Below are 26,012 nucleotides of genomic sequence, written 5' to 3'. Positions count from 1 at the left end.
TCAGTATAGTTGAGCTTATTATTGACTAGAGTCATGCTCTCACCCCCAGCCCCTCTCCCCAAGGGAGAGGGGGGAAAGAGCTTACGGCTGTGGCTTGGGCGGCACGGTGACCAGCAGCTCCACCCCAAAGGCGTGATCCCCGGCAGGGTAGCTGGTAATCCCCAGCCCATCGATGCGGGTCAGCAGCTCACGGGCCTCCGGCTCCAAGCCTGCCAAACTACCCGGTAGTGTGGCCTCCAGCACTGTTCGGATCCCTTGCCAATTCAGCAAAAAGTAGCCGTAGTTGGGCTTGGGCAACTGATCGTAGAGGGTTTTCAGCGGCTCGGTTTGGGGAAGCAAATTGCCCTGGCGTTGGGCGAGGGTTTGCAGCGCCGCCGTGCTGCTGGTCACGATCAAATAGTTGCCTTCCCAGGCGCGGGTCAAAAGCGGGCGGTTAAACAAGGGATCCGCCCACGTCACCTGTCCACCCGCCTCCGTTACCCCTACTCCCGATTCTTGGGCCAGCCGATCCAACTGAGTCAGGGCCGCGTTGGCCTTGTCTTTTTGGCTGGTCTCGATCACCAAGGCTGCTCCCATGCCCTGCAACAGGGGATGGGCCTGGGCATCCGGTGCCACCAGCAGGGCCATCTCCCCATCCATCCAAGCCAGCAGATCTTTTTCCAAGTCCAAACGGGTATTGGCGCGAAACTCAGCCCGCAGCTCCTCTAACGACTCCTTGACCGGCGGATCTTTTTCCAGCTCAGGCATAACGGCTTGCCAGCGCTGGGCAATCTGCTGGGTGGTCAGCACCGCCAAGGCATTGCCGGGCAGCCGCTGAATGAGTTCGCCGCGAGCCGTTTGCCACCCCCCCTGCACCTGGGTTTTCGGATCGGTCTGGGTCAACATGCGCAGCCGCAGGCCCTGCTCCTGCCAGTGGGCAGCCATGGCCAAAGAGCGCAGGGGTTGCAGGGATCCCAGCGTCGCCGGATCCAGATCCTGCATCCAGTCTTTGAAAGATTCGGGATCCTCCTGCAAAGCCTGGAAGTTGAAGTAGGCAAAGGCCAGCGTGCCGCTCTTATACAGATCGCCAACAGCGGTGCGGAAACTTTCGGAGCGGCCAATCGGCTCTGCTTCGCCGCGATACACAGCAATCGCCTGCTGCATCACCCTTGGGTCGTTGGCCACCGCCACAAAACGGTTGCCAAACTCAGCAGTCACCCACCGCTCGCCCGGCTCCCCGTTGGTTTGCACATAGAGGGTGACCCCCTGCTCCTGGCGCTGCTCGAAGTTGGCCCCTTCTGCTGCTGCCTGTTGCCGCACCTGGGCCAAGAATTGCCCAGACAAATCAGCGTTGCGGGTGCTGGCTCCAAACAGGATCCCAGGCACCGGCTCGGCAGCTCCGGGCACCAGATTGGGGATCACCACTGCCATCGTGAATTGCTCGCCAGCCCAAGCTTGCATCTCTTCCCGAGAGAACTCCTTGCCGGTTTCAGCCAAAGCTTCTGCCGTCCAGCTCTCCCACTGGGCCAAAAGGTCAGGGTGAGTGCGAAAAGATTCTTCCGGTTGGGTAGAAAAGGTCAGCACCAGGGGCGCCGACTGGGGAACCAGCGCGGTTTCCGGCAGAACATCGCCGGGCAACTGTACCTGTGGCCCTCTGAGTTGGCAGGATCCCAGGAGCCAAGAGCCCCCCACCGCCATCAACGTAAGGGAGAGAGGACGAAACCGGCACTGAAGTTGGGTCTTCATATCACACCTGCGACGAGCCGTCCTCTTGAGGATAGGCGATGGACTCAGAGCCTGTCTGTGATCGCAGCCTCATACATCGGAATATGTAGAAATTGTTACTTTGGCCGGGCGCGAGCGACCAACTCATCCACGTACTCGTTCCAGCGCAACCCTTCGTGAGCCTGGATCCAAACCACCCGCACCTGGGGGCACTCCTGCTTTAGCCGATACAGTTCCTGGATCAAATCCAGGTTTTCCACCGGGCCTGTGCGCCGCCGCCATCCCTGAGCTGCCCACTGCGACATCCAACGGTTGTAGGTTTGCACGCAGAGGTGGGAATCGCTGTAGATGGTATCTACGCCGTTGCCTTGGGTGTCACGGCAATACCGCAAAGCCCGAATTAAGCCGGTCAGTTCCATGCGGTTGCTGGTGCTATCGGGATCCCCTCCCCAAAACTCTTCCACAATTTGATCATCTTGAACCACCACCACAGCCCATCCCCCTGGCCCCGGATTGGGAGAACATCCCCCGTCGGTGAAGATGCCACTGTGGGGGCAGGCAACCAGACGGCTGGGGCCCGCTCCTTTGCGGCTGTGCATCCGTGAAACCTTGGCCATGGTGCTCATCCGGCGCTAACGGCAACATTTGGGATCCCGGCTCGACAACAGACACTGCATCTTATTGCAGAAGGGCGTGCCGGCACCACTGTTTAGTGTATTCAGCTTCAGAAAAGCTTTGTTTCACACTATTAGCAGCATAAACCCCGTCAACATCAGCTTACGTGACACTGACGCACAAGGTTAAAAACAGTACGAACAAAAACCCCCAGAAAATCTGGGGGAGGAGTGGTGTGTTGAGGTGATGAATACTCGCATGATATCTCTCGAATTCGGTGAGTAGGCCAAACCGGCGAGAGATCCCTGCGTTTTTTTGCAGAAATCATTGCAGATACTGGAAAGCATCAGACACTAGAGACCAGCGCGTCAAAACTGAGCTTATTTCGTCTTGATCAGATATAGTGCTCAATCTCGAAGAAATATCTATTTAGACACCAAATATAGAGAAGCCAGTAATAACTTTTCTTATGCACCTACCGCCGACACTAGGGGTTGTGTCAAGCCCAAATGAGCATAGAGACGGGAAAAGTCAAAATTCGCTGACATTAGCTCTTGGATGCAGCGGACTTTCACCTCCTCGTGCAGGCGAATCTGCCCAAAAACCCGTTCGATGCGGTTGATGGTGGTGAAGGTGTCCAGATCCACCGAGAGGATCGGCACTTCCAGCTCTTCTGCTCGAGACTGAATGCGGGGATCCAGAGGGAGCTTGCCGGTCAAGATCAGGCAGAGGGTGGAAGTTTCTAGGGCGGCCAGTTGAATATCGGTGCGGTCTCCGCCGGTGATCACCGCCTTGTGATCCAGCTTACGGAAGTACTTCAAGGCCGAGTTGACGTTCATCGCCCCTACCGCAATGTCTTCAACCATCAGGTCCATCCGATCCGGACAGCAGAGCACCTCGGCATCCAGTTGCCGCACCAACTCCCCAACGCTGATGCTGCGCAAAATGCGATGGGAGGGCAAAATCCCCAGCACCGGGATCCCGTGTCCCTCCAAAAAAGGCCGAATGATCGTTTTTGCCGGTTGCATTTGGTCAGGTGGCACATCGTTCAGCAGCACGCCTGCCAAGCGGGATCCCAGTTGACGATGGACAAAGAGAAGAGAATCAACAGCCAAGGAGGAATGGTAGCGGCTGATCAGCAGTACCGGAGCATCCAGGGCTTGGGCCATCTTGGCCAGCGACAGGCCAAACAATTCCCCCTCGTAAAGATCGGCTGGGCCTTCCAGCAGCACCAAATCGGCAGGGGAGCGCTGGACAAACTCCAACAGAGGGGCAACCGGGCACTCTGGAGCTGGATCCCCGGGAGCTCGCTTCATTTGAGCCAGCAAAGCCTCTTCGTTGAGCCGGAGCAGCATCGGCGGCATTTGATCCATCGTCAGCCGCAGAGACTCCGCCACAAAGCGCATATCCGGATCGCCCCCTTCCAGCGAGCAATCTTCCCGCTCGCAAGAACCGATGGGCTTCCCATAGGTGACTTTTATCCCTTGCTGCTGCAGATGCTTGGCCAAACCCAAGATGGCAGCCGACTTACCGCTGAAGGGCTCAGTAGAACCAATTAAAAGGAACTTGGACACGGATGGCTCCCGGTAACGAGAGGGACGAAGGGATCCCTTACTCAGTCTAACGGAGGCTGCTCTCTCCTCAGTTCTGGACTAACCGATTAGGATCGACTCTTCAGGGTAGGTTACCAACGGGCGGGGCTGTTGTTGAGCCAAGGCCAAGACAATCGTCAATGCCCCCAACCGGCCCCAGAACATCACCAGCACAATGATCAGTTGGCCAAACCAGTTGAGCTCCCCGGTAAAGCCCGTCGAGAGGCCGCAGGTGGCAAAGGCGGAGATCACTTCAAACAACACCGGATCCAACCTACTGTTACTGTGGGTCAGCAAAATCAACCAAGCCGCCAACAATACCACAAACAGAGAAACCGTTAACACCGCTGCCGCCTTGCGCACCATGGAGGGATCCAAGCTGCGCCCGGCAATCTGAGCGCTGGGCAAACCGCGGGCATAGCCCCAGAGGGCCAACACCAACACCGCCAAGGTGCCGGTGGTCATGCCGCCCCCCATAGAAGCTGGGGCTGCCCCAATAAACATGAGAGCCATCAGCAGCAACTGGCTTGCCGGGGTCAAATCCTCAATGGGGATCCCGGCAAACCCAGCCGTTCGGGCAGAAACCGACTGAAAAAACGTCAGGCCCAAGCGGCGGGGCCAGCTTACCTCCAGCAGGGATCCGCCGGGCAAGCTCTCTCCCAAAAACAAGCCAATGCCGCCCGTGCAGAGCAAAACCACCACCACGCCCAGGGTAATCCGGGTGTGCAGAGAGGGGCGGTGGCCCCGTGGCCAGGTTAACAAATCCGACAAAACTGGGATGCCCAAACCGCCGATAAAAATCAGACCGGCCAAAATCGCCAGCGACAGACCGTCTGTAGGGATCCCTTCCCGGCCAAACAGGTCGAATCCCGCATTACAAAAGGCGGACACCGCGTGAAAAATAGCCAGAAAAACTGCCCGCCCCGGCCCATAGAGATCCCGCCAGTGCACCCAGAGCAGCAGAGCCCCCCCCAACTCAATGAGAGTGACCCCCAGCAGCACCCGCCGAGTCAATTCCAGGATCGCCCCCGGATCGATGAGCCCCAGCGAATTGCACAGCGCCAAGCGATTGAGGAGGGAAATGCGCCGCCCGATCAATTGAAACACCACCACCGCCAACACCATGAAGCCCACCCCGCCAATCTGAATCAGGATCAGCAGCACAATCTGGCCCAACAGGGTGAGATCCTCCGCCGCCACAATCGTCGAGAGCCCCGTCACGCTCAGGGCCGACATGGCCGTAAACAGCGCCTCATTCCAGCTCAAGGGATCCCCACGCCCGATCCCCGGCAACATGAGCACCAAAGTTCCCACCACTGCCAAGAGCCCCAACCCTGTGACCAGCCGCAATGGCGGCGGCAGCGGGCGACGCCTGTCCCCCCCGAAAAACCACTGCAGACGATTCCCAAAGGCCCTAGAGGACTGAGACAATGCCGAGCCCGGTGTCGGCAGGTGGCGGGCGCGGGATGGTACCGGTGGAACCAAGCGCTCAGAGCCCTCCTCTGGCGGAAGCGGGACGGAGCCCTCTCTCATCGGAGCCCTCCCTACATTTCATTCAGCCGCGAGATGTTGGTATTGGCCCCCAGAACCACCAGCAAATCCCCCTTTTCCAGCAGGTAGTCTGCGGGGGGAGAGACCACCAGCGATTGCTTTCGCTTCACCACCAGCACCGTGATGCCGAAGCGGCGACGCAGATCCGACTCCGCCAGCGTATGGCCCACCAACGCCTCCGGCACCTGTAATTCCGTAATGCTGTAGCCCGGCTCCAGCTCTAGCTGATCTAGGATCCCCGGCGCCGTCAACACCTGAGCCAAACGGCGCCCTGCCTCTTGCTCCGGCAACACCACCCGATCTGCCCCCACTCGCAGGAGAATAGAGCGTTGCCGCTCGGTCGACGCCTTACAGACCACATTGCGCACCCCCAGACTTTTCAGGGCCACCGTCGTCAGCAAATTGCTCTCAAAATCGCTGCCAATGGCCACCACCACCGTGTCGAAGGAGAGGATATCCACCGCTCGCAGCGCATCTTCATCGCTGGAATCGAGTGCCACCACCTGCGTCAGCTGATCCGCCAGGCGCTGCACGATCTCACGGCTGCGGTCGATCCCCAAGACATTGTGCCCTCGCTCCATCAAGGTGAGAGCCAAGCTAGAACCAAAGCGCCCCAGACCAATTACCGCATATTCACGATCCACCCGCTGTCGTTCGCGCCAGCGGAACGCAGTCCCTGCCATAGGATCTCCTGCCCCCTCTTTCAAGAACAGATCATAAGTTCATCCAGCAGGGATCGGAAGGGCCGCGACTCTAGGCCGACTCAGGCTTGGGCAGCGTAGAGGGGTGAGGAATCAGCTCGCGGGTGGAACGGCGCTCCACCATCTCTGCGGTGATGCGGATGTGCTTTAGGTCGCGGCGGGAGGGTGCCTCGTACATCACATCCAGCATTAGCTCTTCCACAATGGCCCGCAGGGCGCGAGCCCCGGTCTTGCGGCGATAAGCCTCTTTGGCAATGGCAGCAATGGCGGCAGGTTCAAACTCCAGTTCCACCCCGTCCATGCGCAACAGCTTCTGCGCCTGCTTGAGAATGGCGTTTTTGGGCTGCGTCAGGATCGCCTCCAGCGCCTTCTCATCCAGCGGATCCAAAGTCGCCACTACCGGGAGCCGCCCCGTGAATTCGGGAATCATGCCGTACTTGATCAAGTCTTCAGGCTCCAAAGCCTTGAGGGCATTGGCCATACGTTGCTCGCGGCTAACCGACAATTGCTCCCCTGGCTTGATAAAGCCCATCGATTTCTTGCCAATGCGCTGCTCGATCACTTTTTCCAGGCCAACAAAAGCCCCTCCGCAAATGAAGAGGATGTTGGAGGTGTCGATTTGAATGCAGTCTTGATAGGGGTGCTTGCGCCCTCCCTGGGGAGGCACGTTGGCTATTGTCCCTTCCAGCATCTTCAACAAAGCCTGCTGCACCCCCTCGCCGGAGACATCGCGGGTAATGGAGGGGTTCTCGCTTTTGCGGGCAATTTTGTCGATTTCGTCGATGTAGATGATGCCGCGCTGGGCCTCTTCTACGTCCATGTCCGCCACCTGCAGCAGGCGCAACAGGATGTTTTCCACATCCTCGCCCACATAGCCAGCTTCCGTAAGGGTGGTAGCATCTGCAACCGCAAAAGGCACATCCAACATGCGAGCCAGGGTTTCCGCCAGCAGGGTTTTGCCGGAGCCGGTGGGGCCAATGATCAAGATATTGGACTTCTGCAGCTCCACCTCATCCAGTTCCGAAACTCCAATGCTGCCGGGGTTGGCCTTGGCAGCCAGACGCTTGTAGTGGTTGTAAACCGCCACCGACAAAACCTTCTTAGCTTTTTCTTGGCCAATCACATATTGGTCGAGATAGCGCATGATCTCCTGCGGCTTGGGCAACTGAGCCAGAGAAGGCAGGCTGCGGGAGGGTTTTTTGGGGGTTTCGCGACGGCTGGCGGCAGGGGCGGCAGCAGGAGGAGTGTTGCCGTCGTAGAGTTCCTCATCCAAAATCTCGTTGCAGAGCTCCACGCACTCGTCACAGATGTAGACCCCCGGCCCCGCAATCAACTTACGCACCTGATCCTGTGACTTGTTGCAGAAGGAGCACTTTAGATGGGAGTCATATTTGGCCATGGGATCCTCGTTGCTGCTTGCTCTTGGCTATCCTAATCCGGCAAAAGCCAGAAGAAAACTAAACCTTCCAATCCAGTCGCAAATTGGCTGCGAAAGCGTAAGGAGGCCGAAGTTGGTGGAATCTCACTGACCTACTAGTCTAGCATCTCCACTGGGCTCGTAGGGCTTGTTTCCGGATCCCCAAGGGGGCAGGGTGCCAAGAGATTCCCATGGGGATCAACTGGAAAGACTGGAGATATAGTCATTTCAAACTGGATTGAGACACTTCCCAAGCGCTCCGTGCCGCTTCCGCGACCACCCACTCTTCAAAAGGGAGCTGGGAAGCAATGCAACGGAGGTGTTTCATTCTTGCTTCAAAGTGACCATAAGCTTCTCCAGCGCTCTGCGCTACCCGTGCAAACGCCACAGCCTCGGTTCTCCCCAAGTGTCTCACAAGGAGGAAAACTGGAAATGGAAGGGGTGAGCCGTTTCGCTGCTATCGGGAATGGTCATACATCCTTTGGACGGATTTATAGAAAAACCGCCCGACTTGACGCCGAGCGGAAGATGGTGTGAGGAGTGAACGGAAACATGCGTCTCCGCTGATCCCATCATAGTTGAACTTATCTGGCACTGGCAAAGGAATCCTTCAGTTAAGTTGGATACTTTTTGGAGGTGTGGCCGCGCCTTTTTGTAACCAAAAAGGGGAAGGAACTGTCCGTGTTTCGTTCGCTTCCCCCTATTGGCGTCCACTCCTCACTAGAGGTAAATCATAAATTATCCCTGCCGCTAAGACAACCCACCCTACCCAAGTTTTTCGGGGATCCACCCTGTCAAGGATGCAGATCACCGGATTCCACGGTGGGATCCAGCGCCAACAGCTCAGCCTCGGTCAGCAGGGGGATCCCCAGTTGTTGGGCTTGCTCCAGCTTGGAGCCGGGGTCAGAGCCCACCACCACGTAGTCGGTTTGGCGGCTGACGCTGGCGGTGACTTTGCCCCCCCGACTTTCAATCCAAGCCTTGGCCTGCTGGCGGGAGAGGGTGGGCAAGGTGCCGGTGATTACGAATTTTTTCCCGGCCAGGATCTGGGAGACGGCAGGGTTCTCCTGCTGAGGAAGAGCGGGGATCCCTAGCGCCTGCAACTCCTGCAACAGGCGACGATGGGCCGGATCGGCAAACCAGGCCACCACCGCTTCCGCCACTTCCGCACCTATCCCGTAGATCTGGGCGATGGTTTCTGCGCTGGCTTGGGCCAAAAGCTCAGGGGTGGGAAAGTGGCCGGCCAAAATCTGGGCAGTGACCACCCCCACATGGGGGATCCCCAGCCCGTAGAGCACCCGTTCCCAGGGCTGCTGGCGAGAGCGCTGAATGGCTTGCACCAGCTTTTGGCTGGAGCGGGATCCCATTCCCTCCAAGCCCTGCAACTGCTCTGGGGTGAGGCGGTAGAGATCGGCTACGGTGCGCACCCCCAAGCTCTCCACCAATTGGGCTGCCCGCTTTTCCCCTAAGCCTTCGATATCCAAAGCATCACGGCTGGCCCAGTGCTGCAATTGGCCCCGCAGCTTGGCCGGGCACTCGGGGTTGGGGCAGCGGGTCACGGCTTCGCCAGGGGGACGAACCAAAGGGGCGTGGCATTCGGGGCACTGGCTGGGCAGGCTGTAGGGAACAGCGTCGGCAGGGCGCAATTCCTTCAGGATCCCGACCACCTCCGGGATGATCTCCCCGGCTTTGCGCACGATGGCAGTATCGCCGATGTGCACGTCCAGCTCCCGCAGGCGATCGGCATTGTGCAGGCTGGCGCGGCTGACAAGGGTGCCGGCCAAAGGAACCGGCTCCAGCTCTGCCACTGGAGTGACGGCGCCGGTACGGCCCACGCTGGCCACGATGGCGCGGATGCGGGTGGGGACTTCCTGGGCAGGGTATTTGAGGGCAATGGCCCAGCGGGGAAATTTTTGCGTAAAGCCGGCCTCCTCCTGCAGCCGCAAGGAGTTCAATTTCACCACCACCCCGTCGCTGGCGTAAGGGAGCTGGGCACCCCGCCACCGCTCGTAAAACTGGATCACTTCCCCCAAGCCCCGACAGACCTGGGAAAGGGGGTTGACTGGAAATCCCAATTCCTTGAGCTGCTGCAGACACTGCCACTGGGTTTGCGGGGGATCCCCGGCAGGCCATCCCTCCGGCCAGTGGAGGGCGTAGGCGAAGAAGCTGAGCTTGCGGGCGGCCACAACGCGGCTATCCAACTGCCGCAGGGTACCGGCAGCACAGTTGCGCGGGTTGGCAAAGGGGGGATCCCCAGCGGAACGACGCTCTTGGTTGATCCGTTCAAACTCGGCCAGGGCCAGATAGACTTCCCCCCGCACCTCCAAAACGGGAGGCGGATCTGCTGTCGCCAGCCGCAGGGGAATCGAACGAATGGCGCGCACGTTGGGGGTGATGTCCTCTCCGGCCTGTCCGTCCCCCCGAGTAGCACCCCGCTCCAAAAGACCCTCGATGTAGGTTAGGGCCAAGGCGGCGCCATCAATCTTCAGCTCACATACATATTCCAGCTCTCCCTCTGTCCTGCTGTCGGGAACAGGGGCACGGCCCAAAACTCGCAGCAGACGCTCTTGCCACTCCTCTAGCTCTTCTGGGTTGAAAGCGTTTTCCAAGCTGTAGAGGGGGATGCGGTGGAAGACGGTGGGAAAATGCTCTGCAGGTTTTTCTCCCACCCGCTGAGTAGGGCTATCGGGAGTGACCAGTTCAGGGTAAGCCCGCTCCAGCTCTTGCAGCTCGCGGTAGAGGCGGTCGTAAACGCTGTCTTCCAGGATGGGCGCATCGTGGACATAGTAGGCAATGCTGGCCTTCTGCAGCAGGGTGCGCAGCTCGCGGGCGCGTTCTTCCAGATGGGGATCCATAACTCCTTGGGTGAGCAAGGTCTACCCCTAGGTTAGGGCTCCTGAGGAGCCAATAAGTAGGAGCCGATATTCTCCAAGCTGGGAGGATGTAGGAAGGGGATGGTCAAGATGGCCTGCTGGGAAAATGGCTGGGGGAGCTGGGCCAGAAGAGTCTGGTGACGACGGCGGAGGGCCTCTCCAAAGGGGGTAGAATCCTCCAACCACACCCGATTGAGAACGGCGTAGGGATGAGGGATCCCCAAAGCATCCAATTCCGCCAAGAGACGCTCGGTTTCCGCCAGAACTGCTTGCTCGGGGTTAAAGACGGGGATAAAGGTAACAAACTGGGGATCCTGGAGCTGCTGCCGAAGCTGCCGCACCTGGGCCAAAAGCTCCCGCATCCGCTGCGCCCATTCCGACCTGCCCACCACATCCCGATATTTCAGCCACAGCTTCAGGGCCAAGCTTACCCAGCCCTCCAGAGCCTGGGGCATCTGCAGAAACCGCAAGAGATGGCCTGTGGGAGCCGTGTCCAGCACCACCAGGTCAAACTGCCCGCTCGTCTCCTGTCGGAGAACACTCAACAGGGCCATCACCTCATCCAGGCCGGGTGGAGGCATCTGCAGCAGTTGCCGCCACGCCTGCGGGTCGTATTGGACTTCCACCCCTGCCGTCCCCTCCCCCGCCAAGATGGCCGCCACCTCCTCCAGGTAATCCTGCCGGAATTGCTCCAGCACCACCGCCGCATCGATCTCCTGCCCCAGCAGGTTGGGCAGCAGGGGAATGGGATCCTGACCCAGTTTCGTCTGAAACAGATCCCCCAGCGAGTGGGCCGGATCGATGGAGACCAGCAAGAGCTGCTTGTCGGGATGGCGCTTGGCCAAGTTCCAAGCCAGGGCCCCGGCCACCGTCGTCTTGCCCACACCCCCTTTGCCCCCCACCAACACCAGTCGGATCCCTTGGGTCAAAAAATCCGGTAGGGACGGGATCCCCTTGAAGGAAGGGAAGAGGGTGGAGAAGAGAGACTTTCTCTTCTCTTGGCTCTCTGCTTTTTGCTCTGGGATCCCTTCCAACTCCAGCAGCACCTCTGGCAAGGGGCGAAGCTGCTGCACCAGCCCATCTAGGGCCGCCAACCCAACCGGCTCCTGCAGTTGATAAGGACAGACCCAGATAGAGTATCCGGGCAGCTCCTCCTGTAGGGCTTTGAGCACGCGCCGCTGTTCCTGTTGACGCGCCGAGTAGAGAGGAGAGGGGAGAGCAGCGGGCAGCGAAGGTTGGCTGTTATTCTCTCTTGCAAGCAGCACCTGATTGACCAGAAGACCGCCGATGGGCACGCGGCGGTTTTGCAGTTGCTGACAAAAGCGGCGGGTTTCCGCCACGCTCAACTGCTCCGGGATCATCACCAGCCAAGCAGAAGTGCTCTCCGGAGTGGTCAAGCGGGCTTTGCCCCCCTCCAGTTCCCTCTGCAACTGGGCTAAAAATGCATCCGCCTCATCCGGTCGATAGGTGCCCGTCAGGGCTTGGGCGATCTCCCGATGCTTGGCCTGAAAGGTGGCAAACACAGCCAGCAGATTATCCAAAAAGTCGGGCAGCTCCAACAGCCGCAGGGTATGCCCGGTGGGGGCCGTATCCAGAATGACCGTATCCACCTCCTCCCTCGCCAGCAGCCGGTTGACCTCCAGAATGGCCATCAGCTCATCCACCCCCGGCCACGCCAAATCCCAGATCGGCAGCAGATCCTCTCGGCCAAACCAACTGCCCCGCTCGGCAATGAGCTCCAGGGCCGGCCCATAGGTTTGCCGAAAAGACCGCAGCAAAATCTCCGCCTGCAAAGCCCGCACCTGCAAATTGGGGCGATCCGGCAAGGGTTGGGCCACATCCGTAACCGAGATTTGCAGCACGTCCCCCAACGAGTGGGCGGGATCTGTGGACATCAGGAGCAGACGGCGCTGGGGATCCACCTGGGCCAGTTGGCGAGCCAGCGCGCAGGTCAAGGTTGTTTTGCCCACTCCTCCCTTGCCGCTGAACAGCAAGAGGCGTTGGGAAGCCAAGAGCAGAGGATGGCAGGAATGCTCCTCACTGTTAACGCGACTGAGTTGCAAAGGGATCCCCTCCCACATAGGTCGCCCCTATTTTGGCCTGGATCCCTCTTGGGGATGCTCTAGATCACTGCAAAGGTACTCCGCACCGCTGACGGGATGGGAAGAGCTTGTACGGGAGCAGCTCACCGCAGTTTCTCCTCTCCAAGCCACACCCGGCGACGTCCTCTGTCCCACACCAGCAGGGTGTGGATCCCAATCCAAAGTCCTGTCCACAGCCAGTTGTGCAGCCAGATTTTGCCCAGAATGGGCAGGGTCAGGCCCTCCGTTCCCCCCAAAACCAGGCCGGCGGCCAAAATCAGCCCTTCAAAAGCCAGAAACCCCAAGATGAGCATGGCCGGGATCCAGAGATAGTTCAGCAGCAGTTGCCTTGGCCGAAGCGGCTTGGACTGAGAAAACAGAGGTCGGTAACCGCCAGCAAGAGCAATCCCCACCGTGCCGATCCCCAGCACCAACCCCCAGGCAAACGAATCGGGAGTGCGGGGATAGTTGTGCCAGGTGTAGCCAAAGATTTGGTTGGCCAGCCAAATCATCAAAGCACTAATGGCTGCCCTTTGGCGGGTTAAAGTTGTGCCCGCAACAATACCAACAGTTACAAAGGGAAGGGTACATGTATAAGCAATATTGCTGAGGCAGCCGACGGTGGTAAACAAGCTGGGCCAGAACCAGCCTCGGGCCAAATCTTGAGCAGCTTGTATCCAAAGTGGGGCTGAGATCAAGCGGCAAGATCTGGGGATAGGTTGAGCACTCGATTGCAGGCCAATCATGCTTTAATCTCCTGGAAAAAGGTGGTCTTTCAGAGGACAGCTATTAAGCAAATGCTCAAAAACAATTTGCCGAGCTACTTGGGGAGTAACCCGCTTGTACCAGGTGCGATCCCCAGAGTAAAAAACCACGGGCCCCTGTTGGCAAACTTCCAAGCAGCCTGAGGTGATAACCTGTACGTCCAGGTTGGCTTCTCGAAGAGCCGATTCCAGAGCTTCCACAACCGGTTGGTAGTTGCGGGAAGGATAACAACGGCTGGAACGACAGACGGCAAGGTAGGGACGTTTAAGAGGGTTATCCTCATAGGGGATCCGCTCTTTCCCCTGCACATAGATGGCGCGGATGCGCTCGTAAAGAGAAAGCTTTTGGTAATCTGCTTTGCCTTCCGGCAGGTAGTCTTCCTCTGGCCCCAAAAAGGGGCTGGGCAGAAAAATCTGCAGCAAAGGTTCTTCTGCTCCATTCCAGAATTGGATCCCCCACATGCGGGGCTGACCTTGGGGATTGAGGCGCCGGTAGAGAGCAGCACAGCTAACCAATCTTTTGCGGCGCAGCTCGGGTGGGGTCTTGCGATGGGGGCCGCCTTGGTGCTCCTCCAGGCACAAATGCAGGTGCCAAGTTTCGGTGGCAACGGTTAGATAGCCATCGTAGAGCACGCACAAAGCTGGAGGTTTCTTGAAAGCCAGCTCCAGCACCCCGCCTTCCGCCACATGGCCCACCTGGATCTCGGCCCAGTGCTCTTGAAACAGCTCGTAGAGCAACGGCCCCAAGCAGTCGATGTGGGCAGGGATCCCTTCATAAAGGGTTGTCCAACCCGTCAGAGAAACTTCCTGCCAAGCTTGATGGAGGGGGGTTATCCAGGGGGTAAAAGTGGCCATGAGAAAGCTCCTCAGTGCAGTGGTGGAATACGAGCAATCACCCCTTTTTTGAGAGGGCGCTCGGCCCAGGGTAGGATCCCATCTGGCTTGGTGAGGTAGAGCTCTGCTGTCTGCAGAATGAGATCCACATCTTTTGGATCGAGATCTCCAAAAACATAGGTCATCTTTTGAGGTGCTGCCAACGCAACGACACAAGCATGGCTGCAGGCGCTCATACAGGCAACTGGTTTTAGAGTTAGTTGGGGGTGGAGGGTTTGGGATTGCAGGGCAGACAGCAGCATTTCTCCCTTGCTAGTCCCTTCTTTTTGGCCGTTAACCCACCGAGATCCGCAGGTGATGCAAACCCAGAGATAATGACCGCTGGGTTGCTGAGCAGCGCTGCCAGCTTGAACTGGCAACTGGGAAGTTGATTGAGACACAGAGCTGCTTGATACCGGCATAACTTGCAATCCAGACTTGACTGTAAAGGGCGCGATGAAGAAGGGGAAATGATCTCAATATCTAAGCGAGTGGTCAAGCAGTGAGCGAAATGGCTAAGCCTTTAAAATTGGCCTCTCAGATTGAGCCGAACGGTGCGACCCACTCCGGGGTAGCCGGGGAAAACCTCATATTGCTCATCCAGCAGGTTATCGACTCCCACCTCGAGAGCGAGATTTTCTGCAACCGGGATCCCTCCCCGCAGAGCCAGGTTGGTGTAGCCGGGCAGAGATTGGGTATTGGCGTTGTTGGTAAAGAAAGTGCCAATGTGATGCAGGAAAACTGAGGCATACCGATCCTCTGCATCGCGGTAGCTCAGGCCCAGGTTGAAGCTGTCTGCTCCCACGAAGGCTAGCTGTTTGCCAACCGCTTTGGGATCCAGCGCCGAGCGGATGATGGGATCGTTTAGGGTGTAGTTGGCAAAAAGAGTCCAGTTTTCCCCCAGCCGCAAATCCAGGGCTGCTTCTATGCCTGTGTATTCCACGAGCTCAATGTTTTCGTAGGTTCCCCTGCGCGGGCCGGTGCTGACAAAGGTGATGCCATCGCGGATGCGGTTATGGGCAAAGGTCAAGCGCAGTAGGCCAAAATCTCCCAAAGCCTGATCCAGGCCAATGTCAAAACTCTCTCCCCGCTCCGGGCGCAAATTGGGGTTGCCGTCGACTTCAAAAAAGCCGCGCAGCCGAAAGAACAGGTTTGAGATCAAGGGAGTGCGAAAGCTGCCGGCATAATTGGCCCTCAGGGTGGTGCTTTCTGCCAAAACCCAGCGGATCCCTGCGGCAGGAGAGGTGGCCGAACCGTTGACCAGATTGCTCGAATCTTGGCGAACACCTAAGTTGAGATAAAAGTTGGGCTGTGGCTTGTAATCCAGGCGGGCAAAGAGGGCCCCTTGGTTCACGGTATTGTCATAGTTGACGTTGGTGGATCCCCTGGCAAAGGAGAAGGTGGTGTTGCGAGCTGAAATGGATCGGTAGTCTGCTCCTAGAGTAAGCTCCAGGTTTTCAGCAGCCTTCCAGGTGTATTGCAGTTGGGATCCCCACCCCGTTCGCAGGATCTCATCCCGGGATCCCTGGCTTTGTGGGGCGCTGAAGCGATAGTTGAGGTCGTCAAAAAATACCCTGGCTTGCAGGGATCCCCTCTCTTGATCCCACAGCCAACTGAGATCTAACAGCAGGTCGTTGGTGTTTTGCCCTGCATCGGGGGAGGGAAACTCGGTGCTGCCAGGCACCTGAAACGCTTTGTTGAGATAAAGGGCATTTCCGGTTAGGACTTGGCCTTCTGCCAATTGCCAGGTGAGCTTGGCTTGTAGGTTGTGGTACTCCACCGCCGAGTTTTCCCGCCTGCCGGCTTTGCCCAAACGCCTAATTTCAAAAGGAAAGTCGTTGTTGCTCTGCAGACGGCGATAGCTGACCACCCAGCCCAGATCCTGCGCTTGGCCGCGGTTTTGGATCCCTTGCTCGTTGAGGCCGTAGCTGCCGATAGCCGCTTCCAGCACGGTCTCGGATCCCGGCTTTGGATCCAGGGTTACGATGTTGATGACCCCGCCAACGGCATCGGAGCCGTATAAGGTGGAGCCCCCACCTGGAGAGATCTCAATACGCTCGACCACATCTGTAGTGATCTGAGACAGATCGAACCCGCCAAAAAAGCCCAGGTCGTTAATGGGGCGGCCATCCAAGAGCACCAACACCTGGGCCGTTCGTCCTCCCCGCATAAACTGGGAGCTAAGGGCTCCCAACTGGGTTCCCGCCGTGCCGTCGCTGAGGATCCCGGGCAGGTAGCGCAGGGCCTCCTGAACGGTTCTTGCCCCTTGCTCTCGAATTTGCTGGCGGGTAACGACGTAAACCGGGCGGGAAGAATCCCGCAGCAAGCCGGGGCGACGAAAAGGCGTGGTGACGGGTTGATTTAAAATCTCGGCGCTAACGCCGGTTTCCAAAACCTCTTGAGCTGAGGGCGGGGAAGCTGCCGGCTGCGCCCACGCTGGGATCCCCAAAACAAGACCCCCCAGCGCCAGGCTGAGACCTAGAATGGGATTCATTTTCTTTCTTGAAGCTCCTGATTCCGTGCGACGCGGAAGAAATGCGAGCCAAAACCGCAGGCGGGCATCCTGACTGAGGGCATAGGTCTAGCCCAAGCCCATCACAGTTGCGGCACAGCGCCGGACTTGCACCGGACTTTCCCCTTTACATGCCCTGGCTGATCCCCAGGACAACCTGTCGGTACAGCTTTCTCTGCGATTGCTCCGAAAAAGCCGTGCTAGGCATCATACATCCCCTGCTCTGGAGTTCCTATCCTGCCAGGGGGGATGTCATCCCCAGGGGTGAACGGGATCCCAACGGCAATCCCAGGGCTTCGGATGGGCCACATCCCATTTAGGCCAGATTTCTTCACTGCTTTGTAAGCAGTTGAAGGATAGCCCGCTGCTACTCCAGATCGCGAGGCCCAGGGATCCCTTAGCCTTTTAGAGAACAGAGATACGCTGAGACTTCACAAGACCCACAGCTTTTGGGAAAGCAAGATGGGGACGCTTGCCTAGCCGTCATGGGCGGGATCCGTATGAATTAGTACCCAACCGGATAGAAAAGAGGGGCTTTTTCGGTCGCGTGAGCGGCGCGGAGCGCTCTTTCTGGCAAAGCCGTTGCCTGGTGGGCTGGATCCGGTTCAACATGGCTGGGAGAGGCAATCGGCACCTCGATCATCCGATCCGGTACCAGCGGCACCATTTCGGAGCGGTCGGCGATTTCCCGCAGAGAATTGGCAATGGATTCTTGAGTCAGCAGAAACTGTCGTTCGTTGCGCTGCATCTGCTGCCACACCTGGTAACGCTGGCTCCACCGGCTTTGGGTATGCACAGTCCAACTGTAAAGGCTCAACACTGAAACGCCGGAGAGGATAGCCATCCCTGTGGAGATTTGCTTCCACCAGGCTAGGTGTTCTGCCCAAGCAAGATGCTGGCTGCGAGGATGGGCTGATTTCAACTTCAAATCCAAAGGCTGGGTGCGGCTGGCTTGAACTGTACCGGAGAGGGGTCGGCTCAGAGCAGAAGGCTGTCTGTGGCGACGAGGGCTCTTGGGACGATCAAGACCTGCGTTCAAAGGCTGGCTAACCATAGGGCTTAACCTCACACACACCAAGGGATCCGACGGTGCAGGACTGCCGGTTCCGCTTCACCCTAGTTCCCCGCGCCCCCCAACAGCAACCCCCTTCTCCCGATTCCTGGTCTCGGCGGGCTAGCCGTCCGCTTCACGGTAGCCGATCTCTTGAGAGCGGGAGAACCAACCTAAACCTACATCTGACTGCTGCGGGCAGCCACTCGCAGTTTGGCAGAGCGGGCCCGTGGATTGCGTTGCCGTTCCAGTTCGGAAGGGGACAAGGGCTTGGGGGTGAGCACCTGCCAACGGGGATCCCTGCGAAAGGCCCATTTCACCAAGCGATCTTCAAGGCTATGGAAGCTGATTACGGCCAACCTGCCGCCGGGTTTCAACCAAGTGGGGGCTTGGGCCAGCAAGGTTTCTAAAGCCTCCAGTTCTCGGTTCACGGCAATGCGCAACGCCTGAAAGACGCGGGTGGCCGGGTGGATGCGGCCTCGCCGAGCTGCCGGAGGTACTGCCTGCCAAACCACCTGGGCCAACTGAGTGGTTGTGGCGAGGGGACGAGCCTGCTCGATGTGATGGGCGATGCGGCGGGCAAATCGCTCTTCGCCGTAACGGGTGAAAATCTCGATCAACTCTTCGACCGGGCGATGATTAACCCAATCGGCGGCAGTCTCCTGAGCTGTACTGGGATCCATGCGCATGTCCAGCGGCCCCTCCCCGCGAAAGCTAAATCCCCGCTCAGGACAGTCCAGTTGCGGAGAACTCACCCCCAAGTCGGCCACGATGCCATCGAAGGGGATCCCCTGCCCCTGCTCATCCCGAAAGCCATGCTGCTGCAGATCGAAATCGGCAAAATTGAGGTGCCACAGTTGGATGCGACTACTGGGGATCCCTTCTGCTGCAAAACGCGCTTGCGCCGCCTGCAGAGCCGCCGGATCCCGATCCAACCCCACCACTCGGGCAGCCCCCCCCCGCAGCAGCGCCAAGCTGTGCCCACCCCCTCCCAACGTCACATCCAAAAAAATACCGCCCCCCTGGGGTTGCAGGTAGGCCATCACCTCCTCGGTCAAAACAGAGTCGTGTTGATACACCTTGCCAAGCACGGTCTGCGGGGGGTCTATTTCTGCTGCTACAAAGTTCAGTATCTGCAAAAAAAAGGCCGAGGCCAGGCCCCGACCGAGGAATCCATGTTGTTAAGGTGATCCTCTGGGAAAAGAGGGGTGGCCGTCAAAAGACAGGCTGTCTTGGGATCCCTGGCAAAATCTCTGGGGCGCGAGTCCCGCTCTGAGTATGATGAGACTGCTCCCGCTTTTGCCCAGTCTGCCGTCAGGGTTGCTGTGTTGACTCACTCTTCTTCTACCGATATCCTCACTCTCTCGCCGGCCAAGGGCCTGCGCGGCCAAGTGAGCATCCCCGGCGACAAATCCATTTCCCACCGCGCCCTGATGCTGGGATCCCTGGCCGAAGGAGAAACCACCATCCAAGGGCTGTTGCTGGGAGAGGATCCCCGCAGTACGGCAGCCTGTTTTCGGGCGCTGGGGGCAGATATTTCGGAGCTCAACAGCGAGTGTGTTCGCATTCGGGGAGTTGGCCTGGGCCAGCTGCAAGAACCGGCAGACGTGTTGGATGCAGGTAACTCCGGCACCACCTTGCGCCTGATGCTGGGGATCCTGGCTGGCCAGGCCGGGCGCTTTTTTGCCGTCACCGGCGATCGATCCCTGCGCTCGCGGCCCATGGGGCGGGTGGTAGAACCGCTGCGGCAGATGGGGGCCAGCATTTGGGGACGGGCCGGTGGGACGTTGGCACCCTTGGCCGTACAAGGGGGATCCCTCAAGGGCATTCACTACCGCTCCCCGGTGGCTTCAGCGCAGGTAAAATCCTGCCTCTTGCTGGCGGGTCTGCTGGCAGAAGGCACCACCCAAGTCACCGAGCCGGCTCTCTCTCGGGATCACTCGGAACGGATGTTGCGGGCCTTCGGGGCCAACATTCAGGTGGATCCGGAAACAAAAACCGTGGCCGTGGTGGGCGGATCCCGCCTGGTGGGCCAGAGAGTTCAGGTGCCGGGGGATATCAGCTCGGCAGCCTTTTGGCTGGTGGCCGCCTCCATTGTGCCCGAGAGCGAATTGCTGCTAAGGGATGTGGGCCTCAACCCCACCCGTACCGGTGCGCTGCAGGTGTTGCAGGAGATGGGGGCCGATATTCAAATTGAAAACTGCCGGGAAATGGCCGGCGAGCCCCTGGGAGATCTGCGGGTGCGTTCGGCCCGCTTGCGCGGCTGCACCATCGCCGGCGATCTCATCCCCACCCTGATCGACGAGATCCCGGTTTTGGCGGTGGCGGCGGCCTTTGCCGAGGGGATCACCGTGATTCGCGATGCCGCAGAGCTGCGGGTGAAAGAAAGCGACCGCCTGTCAGCCATGGCCCAAGAGTTGAGCCGCATGGGAGCCCAGGTCACTGAATATCCTGATGGCCTGGAAATCAAGGGAGGGATCCCTCTTCATGGGGCCGAGGTCGATAGCCACGAGGATCACCGCATCGCCATGAGCCTGATGGTAGCCGCCTTGGGAGCGCAGGGATCCACCCTCCTCAGGGGAGCCGACTGTGCCCGCATCTCCTACCCCGACTTCATTCCCACCCTGCAACGATTGACTGCTTCCCCCCTGGAGTCTTGAGAGGGCCCATCTTTAACTTTGCCGCCTCTGCTCCTATGTCGACCTGCCCCAGCCCGCCCGGCCCTATCGCCATCGAACATCTCTGCTTCCGGGTTCCTCCCGGTGGGCAAGCAGCCTTTCTTGAGCAAGACGAGCGGGTTTGGGGATCCGCCCTGCGCCGGCATCCGGGTTTTCTGGGCAAAGAAGTTTGGCTGGATCAAGAGGATCCCGAACTTGTCCACCTCATCCTCCGCTGGGCCAGCCGTGCTGACTGGAAGGCCTTTCCCTCCGAGCAAGTGGAGGCATTGGATCGGCAAATGCGGCCTTTTTATGTGCGCTTGGAACAGGCCAAAGAATACCAGCTCTGGCAGCCCGGCCCTTCTGCAGGGACAGGAAAGCAGGATTAAGGGATCCCTTCAGTCTCAAAACCTACCTCAGAGCCCACCGAGTCAGCCCTGGGGGATCCTGCCACCCGCTCCTGCTCCACCAGCTCCCGCAAACTGGGCATGGTCACGGCCAAAGCTCCTTCTCGCCGCTGCAGCCCCGCTTCAAAACTCTCAGGGGTGACAATGCCGCCGGAAATGAGCATCTTAAAAGCATCTTCCACCGGCATGAACACTTCCACCACCTGGTCTTCCGGCACAATGGCGTACCAGCCCGTCGTTGGATTGGGGGTGGTGGGCACAAACAGGCCAAGGGAGCGCTGCGGCCCATCGGGCCGAATGGGAGTTTGAATGGTGCCCGTCACAAAGGCCAGCGCCCAAGCTCCTGGTCGGGGATATTCCACCAGCACCACCCGCCGAAAGCGCTGATTGTTGGGGGCAAACAAAACACTGACCAATTGCTTCAAGGTCTTGTACACCAGCCCCGCCACCGGAATCGCATGGAGCAACTGTTCGCTGAGATTGAGCAGCCACTGGCCGACAATGTTGCGGGCCATGAAGCCAATCAACAGGATGAGCACAATCGGCGTCAACAGGCCCACCGCCAGATCGATGAGGTTGATCAAGATCGGGTGCAAACCCTGGATGGGATTGAACTGCTTCGGAATGCTGGTCAGAAAGCCAATGCTCCAGGTGGCCACCTCCACCGTCAGCCAAATGGTAGTTGCCAGAGGGATCACCACCAGCAACCCCGCCACGAAGTAGTTCTTAAGATGCTGTTTCCATTGTGAAACCATGGTGAGGTCGTCCCGTCGAGTCAACCGAGTGGATGCACCGAACCTTTGCAAGTGGAGCTTGCAGATGGCAATCATGATACCTGCCTTCTGCATTGCCCTCATGGGGGGCAGCCGCAACTTGCTCGAAAAAGAAACCGGGCTGCCAAAAAGCGCAGAGCCCCAAACTTTCACGAGGCCGATAATGCTATCTTAGGTCGATATAAAATTTTGTAAAGGCAGGGATCCCGTTCCGAGGCGTTGTGGTCAAGCCCCTGGATGGTTTGTGTTTCTGCCGGGTGTTGCGTGGGAGGCCCTATGTCAGAGTCAGATTGGCTAGAGCATACCTGTCAGGTGGAGGTGCCTGTTCCCATCGAGCAGGTATGGGATTTGTGGGCCAACCTCACCCTCATGCCCCGTTGGATGAAGTGGATCCGCTCGGTGGAATTGCTGGATCAGGAGCTATCCCGGTGGACACTGGATACCCGCGGCCTCACCTTCAGTTGGATCTCCCGCACCCATACGGTGGTGAAACACCAACACATTGGCTGGAGTTCGGTGGAGGGGCTGCCCAATCGGGGCGCGCTGCGCTTTTACGACCGCAAAGGCAGTACCATTGTGAAGCTGTCGGTGGCCTACAAGCTCCCGGGGATCCTCGGCAAAATCTTGGATGGCCTGTTTGTGGGCAAAGTGGTGGAGAGCACCATCCAGGCGGATCTGGAGCGCTTCAAAGCCTATGCCCTAGAGCATGCGGGGCCAACCGCCGAAGGTGCCTCGGCCAGCTAGTCTCCGTTCGTCAGGCCCAAGTGTTTCGCCGACCTTCCCCATTGTCAACCCTCGCCACTGCAAAGGCCGCTTCATGTCAGATCCCTCTCCTGAGCCTGTCATTGCCCTCTCTCATCAGCCGGTGGACAACCGCAACATTCGCTTCTCTCTGGAGCGGGGCGAGCTGGATCTGGATCAGCTTCTCCTGCTGTTGAACCGCAATGCCTTTTGGGCGCAGAATCGCCAGCGGCAGGAGATGGAGCGGGCCGTTGCCCACAGCCATCCGGTGGTCAGCGCCTGGGATGGGGAGCGCCTGATTGGCTTTGGCCGCGCCACTTCCGATGGGGTTTACCGAGCCGTCCTCTGGGATATCGTGGTTGATCACGATTACCGACGTCAGGGCATTGGCCGCAAGTTGGTGGAAACCCTGATCAGCCATCCCCACCTGCAGTCGGTGGAGCGCATCTACCTGTTCACAACCCATCAGCGTGGCTTTTACGAGCGAATCGGCTTTGTGGAAAATCCCAGCACCACCTTGGTCTTGCACGGGCGCCCTCTGGAGTTTTTAGTCCCGGCTGCCGAGCAGGAGCAGGCTTGACCGACAGGGATCCTGGGTGAGTGTATCTTGAACAACAGTGGGTTGGCTCTGCCTTGGGAGGAGGACGCGCTAGCCTGAAAAGCAAAAAGGGTGAGAGGGTGTACTCATGGCCAATCGCCTCGCCACAAGTTCCAGCCTTTACTTGCGCAAGCACGCCGAGAACCCGGTGGACTGGTGGCCTTGGATCCCTGAGGCTCTGGAGAAAGCCCGGGCCGAGGATAGGCCGATTTTTCTGTCCATCGGCTATTCCAGTTGCCACTGGTGTACGGTCATGGAGGGCGAGGCTTTTTCCAACCCGGAGATCGCCGCTTTCCTCAATGCCCATTTTTTGCCCATCAAGGTGGATCGCGAGGAGCGGCCGGATCTCGACAGCATCTACATGCAGGCGTTGCAGCTCATGAGCGGGCAGGGGGGGTGGCCCCTCAATGTTTTCCTCACGCCCGATGACCTGGTGCCCTTTTACGCCGGCACCTATTTTCCCGTAGAGCCCCGCTTTGGCCGCCCGGGGTTTCTGGCCTTGCTGCAGCGCATCCTGCAGTTTTACCGGCAGGAAAAGGAAAAAATAGAGGAGATGAAAGGCCAGATTTTGACGGCTCTGACCACCCTCAGCGACCTGGTGCCGGAAGACCACATTCCCGCCGACCTGCTGCGCTCTGGGATCCCCAAGATCCAGCCTTTGCTCTCCAATGCCGGGGCGGTGCAGCAATTTCCCATGATGCCCTACGCTCAGTTGGTGTTGCGCTCAGCCCGCTTCGACCCACCGGAAGGGATCCCCGGCTCGCAGAGCGCTCTGGAACGGGCCAAAGAGCGAGGCATGGCCTTGGTGCTGGGAGGGATCTTCGACCATGTGGCCGGCGGCTTTCACCGCTACACTGTGGATCCCACCTGGACGGTGCCCCACTTTGAAAAGATGCTCTACGACAACGGGCAGATCCTGGAGTTTCTCTCCGATCTGTGGGCGCACGGTATCCAAGATCCGGCCATCGAGCGGGCGGTGCGGCTGACGGTGGAGTGGGTGGCGCGAGAGATGACCGCCCCTGCCGGGTATTTCTACGCCGCTCAAGATGCCGACAGCTTTGCCCGGGCAGAAGATCGAGAGCCAGAGGAGGGAGAGTTCTACGTCTGGCGCTGGCAGGAGCTGCAGGAGCTCTTGGGGGAAGAAACCTTCCGCGCCTTGCAGCAGGCGTTTGACCTATCGCCGGGGGGCAACTTCCCCGATCGGCCCGGCTGCATCGTCTTGCAGCGCCAACAGGGAGGAGCGTTGCCGCCAGAAGTTGAAGCCGCCTTGACCACCCATCTGTTTCAGGCACGCTATGGCTCTGCGGATCGACGAGTTCCCTTCCCTCCGGCAGTGGATGCCCAATCGGCCCGTCTGCAATCCTGGCCAGGGCGAATCCCACCTGTCACCGACACCAAGATGATCGTCTCTTGGAACGCCTTGATGATCTCCGGCCTGGCGCGGGCCTATCAAGTGTTCGGCAACGCAGACTATCTGCAATTCGCTCTGCGGGCTGCCCAATTCATCCTCAGCCAGCAGCGCCACCCTGAGACCGGATCCCTGTTGCGCCTGAACTACGATGGCACAGCTCAGGTGCCCGCCAAATCGGAAGATTACGCCCTGCTGATCAAGGCCCTGTTGGACTTGCAGCAAGCCTGCCTGCCTCTGGTGGGGGATCCCACCCCTCAAGACTGGTTGCAGGCTGCCCTCCAGCTCCAGCAGGAGATGGATACGCAACTGTGGGATCCGGCCAGGGGGGGATACTTTGTCAGCGATGCCCAGAGTGCCCCTGAGCTGTTGGTGCGAGAGAAGGAGTTCCAGGACAACGCTACCCCTGCAGCCAATGGGGTGGCCATTGCCAACCTGGTGCGCCTTGCCGCCCTCACTGGAGATCTGGACTACCTGGAGCGGGCAGAGCAGGCCTTGAAAACCTTTGCCCACATCATGAGCACCCAGCCGCGCACCTGCCCCAGCCTTTTTGCCGGACTGGATTGGTATAGCAATTGGGTGAAAGTCACCCTGGAGGCCGATTCCATTCCCGCCTTTCAGCAACGATCTTGGCCCACCACCGTCTTTGCTCTCCCCACCGAAGCCGAACCTCTGCCGGAAGGAGCTCTAGGGCTGGTGTGCTGGGGCAACAAATGCCTGGCCCCTGCCAGTTCTCTCGAGCAAATCCAGTCCCAAATCACCAAAGGCCAAAACCGGGCTTACTGACCTTTGCCCAATTTTTTCCCAGGACAGCAGGGATCCCTTTGCCAAGGTTACTGCTGGGGCTCCGCAGGCTTTTCCACCCCAAAAAACTCAATGCGGTAACTTTGGATGCGGGTGCCCGTTTGTTGCTCCACTTGGGCCAGCAGTTCAGGCGGCAGCTCCACGTCCACATCCAAGATGCGGTTGCTATCCAGACAGTTCACGTGGCTGTGGGGATGGGTGCGGTTGCCGTAGCGGCGCCCATCGGCACGATCCAAGCACTCGACAATGTTGTGGCTGGCCAAAGCTTCCAGGTTTTGATAAACGGACGTGTGGCCAATCGGTTTGCCCTGCTGATTTAGGCGATCGTAAATCTCGCGGGCGGAGAGGTGCTCGCCACACTGCCACAGCAGCTCCAGGATATAACGGCGCTGTCGGCTCAAACGCAGATTGCACTCCCGGCACCGTTCCAAAGCAGCTTCCAAAGAATCCAAGGGGCGAGGCATGGAAAACCTCAAGTCATACCGAGTCTGAGATAGGTAGTTGCTCATCTCTACCAAGGTAGCATTTGTGCGTCAACAGTTGTTCAAAAAACACCCCGAACTCTACAAGAGCTGCCGCGCATAGCCATCTTCGAGCCGAGTCCAGGCCGTGCGCAGATGGAAGAGCCCAACATCAGCCTTTTGATTTTCTACAATACCGCTGGAGTGTTGGGGGCAAAGATCATGCAGCGGCGCAAGGTAATTCTGGGTTTGTTGGGGTTGGCCAGCAGCAGTGGATTGGCAGGAGCCTATTGGGCCAGTCGGCAGCAGCCCTCTCATCTAGCCCCAGGGATGGGATCCCCTAGAGCCGCTCTCCCCTCTCCTACCCCCCAGCCCACCCCCACCGTCGTCCCCCATCCAGATGCCCCCCATGGCCTCTACATCCCCCCC

Annotated in this window: 21 protein-coding genes, 1 pseudogene and 1 riboswitch; of the genes and pseudogenes, 6 read left to right on the top strand and 16 right to left on the bottom strand. The window is 58.9% G+C overall.

From position 1 onward, the window contains the following. Positions 1–81 precede the first annotated feature (81 nt). From NW843_RS06225 to rsmH, 14 genes are all read right to left on the bottom strand, one after another. Positions 82–1,725 carry a DUF3352 domain-containing protein gene (locus tag NW843_RS06225; protein ID WP_414522422.1) on the bottom strand — a complete coding sequence of 548 codons (1,644 nt, stop codon included), beginning with the start codon at positions 1,723–1,725 and terminating at the stop codon, positions 82–84. Positions 1,726–1,820: 95 nt separating this feature from the next. Beyond that, positions 1,821–2,321, bottom strand: a complete 501-nt coding sequence (locus tag NW843_RS06220; RefSeq protein ID WP_414522421.1) for a ribonuclease H family protein — start codon at positions 2,319–2,321, stop codon at positions 1,821–1,823. Between the two features lie 465 nt (positions 2,322–2,786). Then, the gene (locus NW843_RS06215; RefSeq protein ID WP_414343695.1) at positions 2,787–3,893 is read right to left on the bottom strand and encodes a phosphotransacetylase family protein; all 1,107 of its coding nucleotides are present in this window, start codon (positions 3,891–3,893) and stop codon (positions 2,787–2,789) included. Positions 3,894–3,971: 78 nt separating this feature from the next. Next, positions 3,972–5,396, bottom strand: coding sequence for a TrkH family potassium uptake protein (locus tag NW843_RS06210; RefSeq protein WP_414522420.1), 1,425 nt, complete (start codon positions 5,394–5,396; stop codon positions 3,972–3,974). A gap of 59 nt (positions 5,397–5,455) precedes the next feature. Next, complete coding sequence (locus NW843_RS06205; RefSeq protein WP_414329043.1) at positions 5,456–6,145, bottom strand: potassium channel family protein; 690 nt, start codon at positions 6,143–6,145, stop codon at positions 5,456–5,458. Between the two features lie 70 nt (positions 6,146–6,215). Continuing rightward, the gene (gene clpX / locus NW843_RS06200; RefSeq protein ID WP_414522419.1) at positions 6,216–7,562 is read right to left on the bottom strand and encodes an ATP-dependent protease ATP-binding subunit ClpX; all 1,347 of its coding nucleotides are present in this window, start codon (positions 7,560–7,562) and stop codon (positions 6,216–6,218) included. Positions 7,563–8,374: 812 nt separating this feature from the next. Next, complete coding sequence (ligA, locus tag NW843_RS06195) at positions 8,375–10,435, bottom strand: NAD-dependent DNA ligase LigA (RefSeq protein ID WP_414522418.1); 2,061 nt, start codon at positions 10,433–10,435, stop codon at positions 8,375–8,377. A gap of 32 nt (positions 10,436–10,467) precedes the next feature. Next, positions 10,468–12,516, bottom strand: a complete 2,049-nt coding sequence (locus NW843_RS06190; RefSeq protein ID WP_414522417.1) for an ArsA family ATPase — start codon at positions 12,514–12,516, stop codon at positions 10,468–10,470. 122 nt (positions 12,517–12,638) lie between these two features. Beyond that, positions 12,639–13,232 carry a hypothetical protein gene (locus NW843_RS06185; RefSeq protein WP_414522416.1) on the bottom strand — a complete coding sequence of 198 codons (594 nt, stop codon included), beginning with the start codon at positions 13,230–13,232 and terminating at the stop codon, positions 12,639–12,641. A 51-nt stretch (positions 13,233–13,283) separates the two neighbouring features. After that, on the bottom strand, positions 13,284–14,153 hold the full coding sequence (locus tag NW843_RS06180) for a (2Fe-2S) ferredoxin domain-containing protein (RefSeq protein WP_414522415.1): 870 nt from the start codon (positions 14,151–14,153) through the stop codon (positions 13,284–13,286). Positions 14,154–14,164: 11 nt separating this feature from the next. Further along, complete coding sequence (locus NW843_RS06175) at positions 14,165–14,593, bottom strand: DUF1636 domain-containing protein (protein ID WP_414423784.1); 429 nt, start codon at positions 14,591–14,593, stop codon at positions 14,165–14,167. 101 nt (positions 14,594–14,694) lie between these two features. Beyond that, positions 14,695–16,665 (bottom strand): TonB-dependent receptor plug domain-containing protein, encoded by a 1,971-nt coding sequence (locus tag NW843_RS06170; RefSeq protein ID WP_414522414.1) that lies wholly within the window; start codon positions 16,663–16,665, stop codon positions 14,695–14,697. A 41-nt stretch (positions 16,666–16,706) separates the two neighbouring features. Next, positions 16,707–16,859, bottom strand: a riboswitch (cobalamin riboswitch). A gap of 329 nt (positions 16,860–17,188) precedes the next feature. After that, a complete protein-coding gene (locus NW843_RS06165) occupies positions 17,189–17,737 on the bottom strand; it encodes a hypothetical protein (protein WP_414522413.1) in 549 nt (182 codons plus the stop codon). Between the two features lie 176 nt (positions 17,738–17,913). Next, positions 17,914–18,813 (bottom strand): 16S rRNA (cytosine(1402)-N(4))-methyltransferase RsmH, encoded by a 900-nt coding sequence (rsmH, locus tag NW843_RS06160; protein WP_414522412.1) that lies wholly within the window; start codon positions 18,811–18,813, stop codon positions 17,914–17,916. 246 nt (positions 18,814–19,059) lie between these two features. Between rsmH and aroA the strand changes: the two genes are divergently transcribed. Next, positions 19,060–20,394 (top strand): 3-phosphoshikimate 1-carboxyvinyltransferase, encoded by a 1,335-nt coding sequence (gene aroA / locus NW843_RS06155; RefSeq protein ID WP_414522423.1) that lies wholly within the window; start codon positions 19,060–19,062, stop codon positions 20,392–20,394. Positions 20,395–20,429: 35 nt separating this feature from the next. Beyond that, complete coding sequence (locus NW843_RS06150) at positions 20,430–20,780, top strand: TIGR03792 family protein (RefSeq protein ID WP_011432948.1); 351 nt, start codon at positions 20,430–20,432, stop codon at positions 20,778–20,780. On the opposite strand, the gene NW843_RS06145 is transcribed toward NW843_RS06150, so the two are convergent. After that, positions 20,777–21,553 (bottom strand): DUF502 domain-containing protein, encoded by a 777-nt coding sequence (locus NW843_RS06145; protein WP_238376947.1) that lies wholly within the window; start codon positions 21,551–21,553, stop codon positions 20,777–20,779. The two genes, NW843_RS06150 and NW843_RS06145, sit on opposite strands and share 4 nt — an antisense overlap. A 294-nt stretch (positions 21,554–21,847) precedes the next feature. Here NW843_RS06145 and NW843_RS06140 point away from each other — a divergent pair, with 294 nt between their 5' ends. The 3 genes from NW843_RS06140 (at position 21,848) to NW843_RS06130 (ending at position 25,104) form a co-directional block, all read left to right on the top strand. Further along, entirely contained in the window at positions 21,848–22,315 is a 468-nt protein-coding gene (locus NW843_RS06140) for an SRPBCC family protein (RefSeq protein WP_414522411.1), read from the top strand. A gap of 73 nt (positions 22,316–22,388) precedes the next feature. Continuing rightward, on the top strand, positions 22,389–22,892 hold the full coding sequence (locus NW843_RS06135; protein ID WP_414522410.1) for a GNAT family N-acetyltransferase: 504 nt from the start codon (positions 22,389–22,391) through the stop codon (positions 22,890–22,892). A gap of 106 nt (positions 22,893–22,998) precedes the next feature. Next, positions 22,999–25,104, top strand: coding sequence for a thioredoxin domain-containing protein (locus NW843_RS06130; protein ID WP_414522409.1), 2,106 nt, complete (start codon positions 22,999–23,001; stop codon positions 25,102–25,104). Positions 25,105–25,151: 47 nt separating this feature from the next. Here NW843_RS06130 and NW843_RS06125 read toward each other — a convergent pair whose 3' ends face one another. Then, positions 25,152–25,586 carry a Fur family transcriptional regulator gene (locus NW843_RS06125; protein WP_414331897.1) on the bottom strand — a complete coding sequence of 145 codons (435 nt, stop codon included), beginning with the start codon at positions 25,584–25,586 and terminating at the stop codon, positions 25,152–25,154. Between the two features lie 153 nt (positions 25,587–25,739). On the opposite strand from NW843_RS06125, the pseudogene NW843_RS06120 reads away from it, so the two are divergent. Beyond that, positions 25,740–26,012: pseudogene (locus NW843_RS06120) on the top strand (hypothetical protein); the annotation flags it as partial.

The sequence above is a fragment of the Synechococcus sp. R5-12 genome (assembly GCF_047502655.1).
Classification (GTDB): domain Bacteria; phylum Cyanobacteriota; class Cyanobacteriia; order Thermostichales; family Thermostichaceae; genus Thermostichus.
The sequence above is the reverse complement of the archived record's forward strand: the minus strand, read 5'-3'. Positions and strand labels throughout refer to the sequence as shown.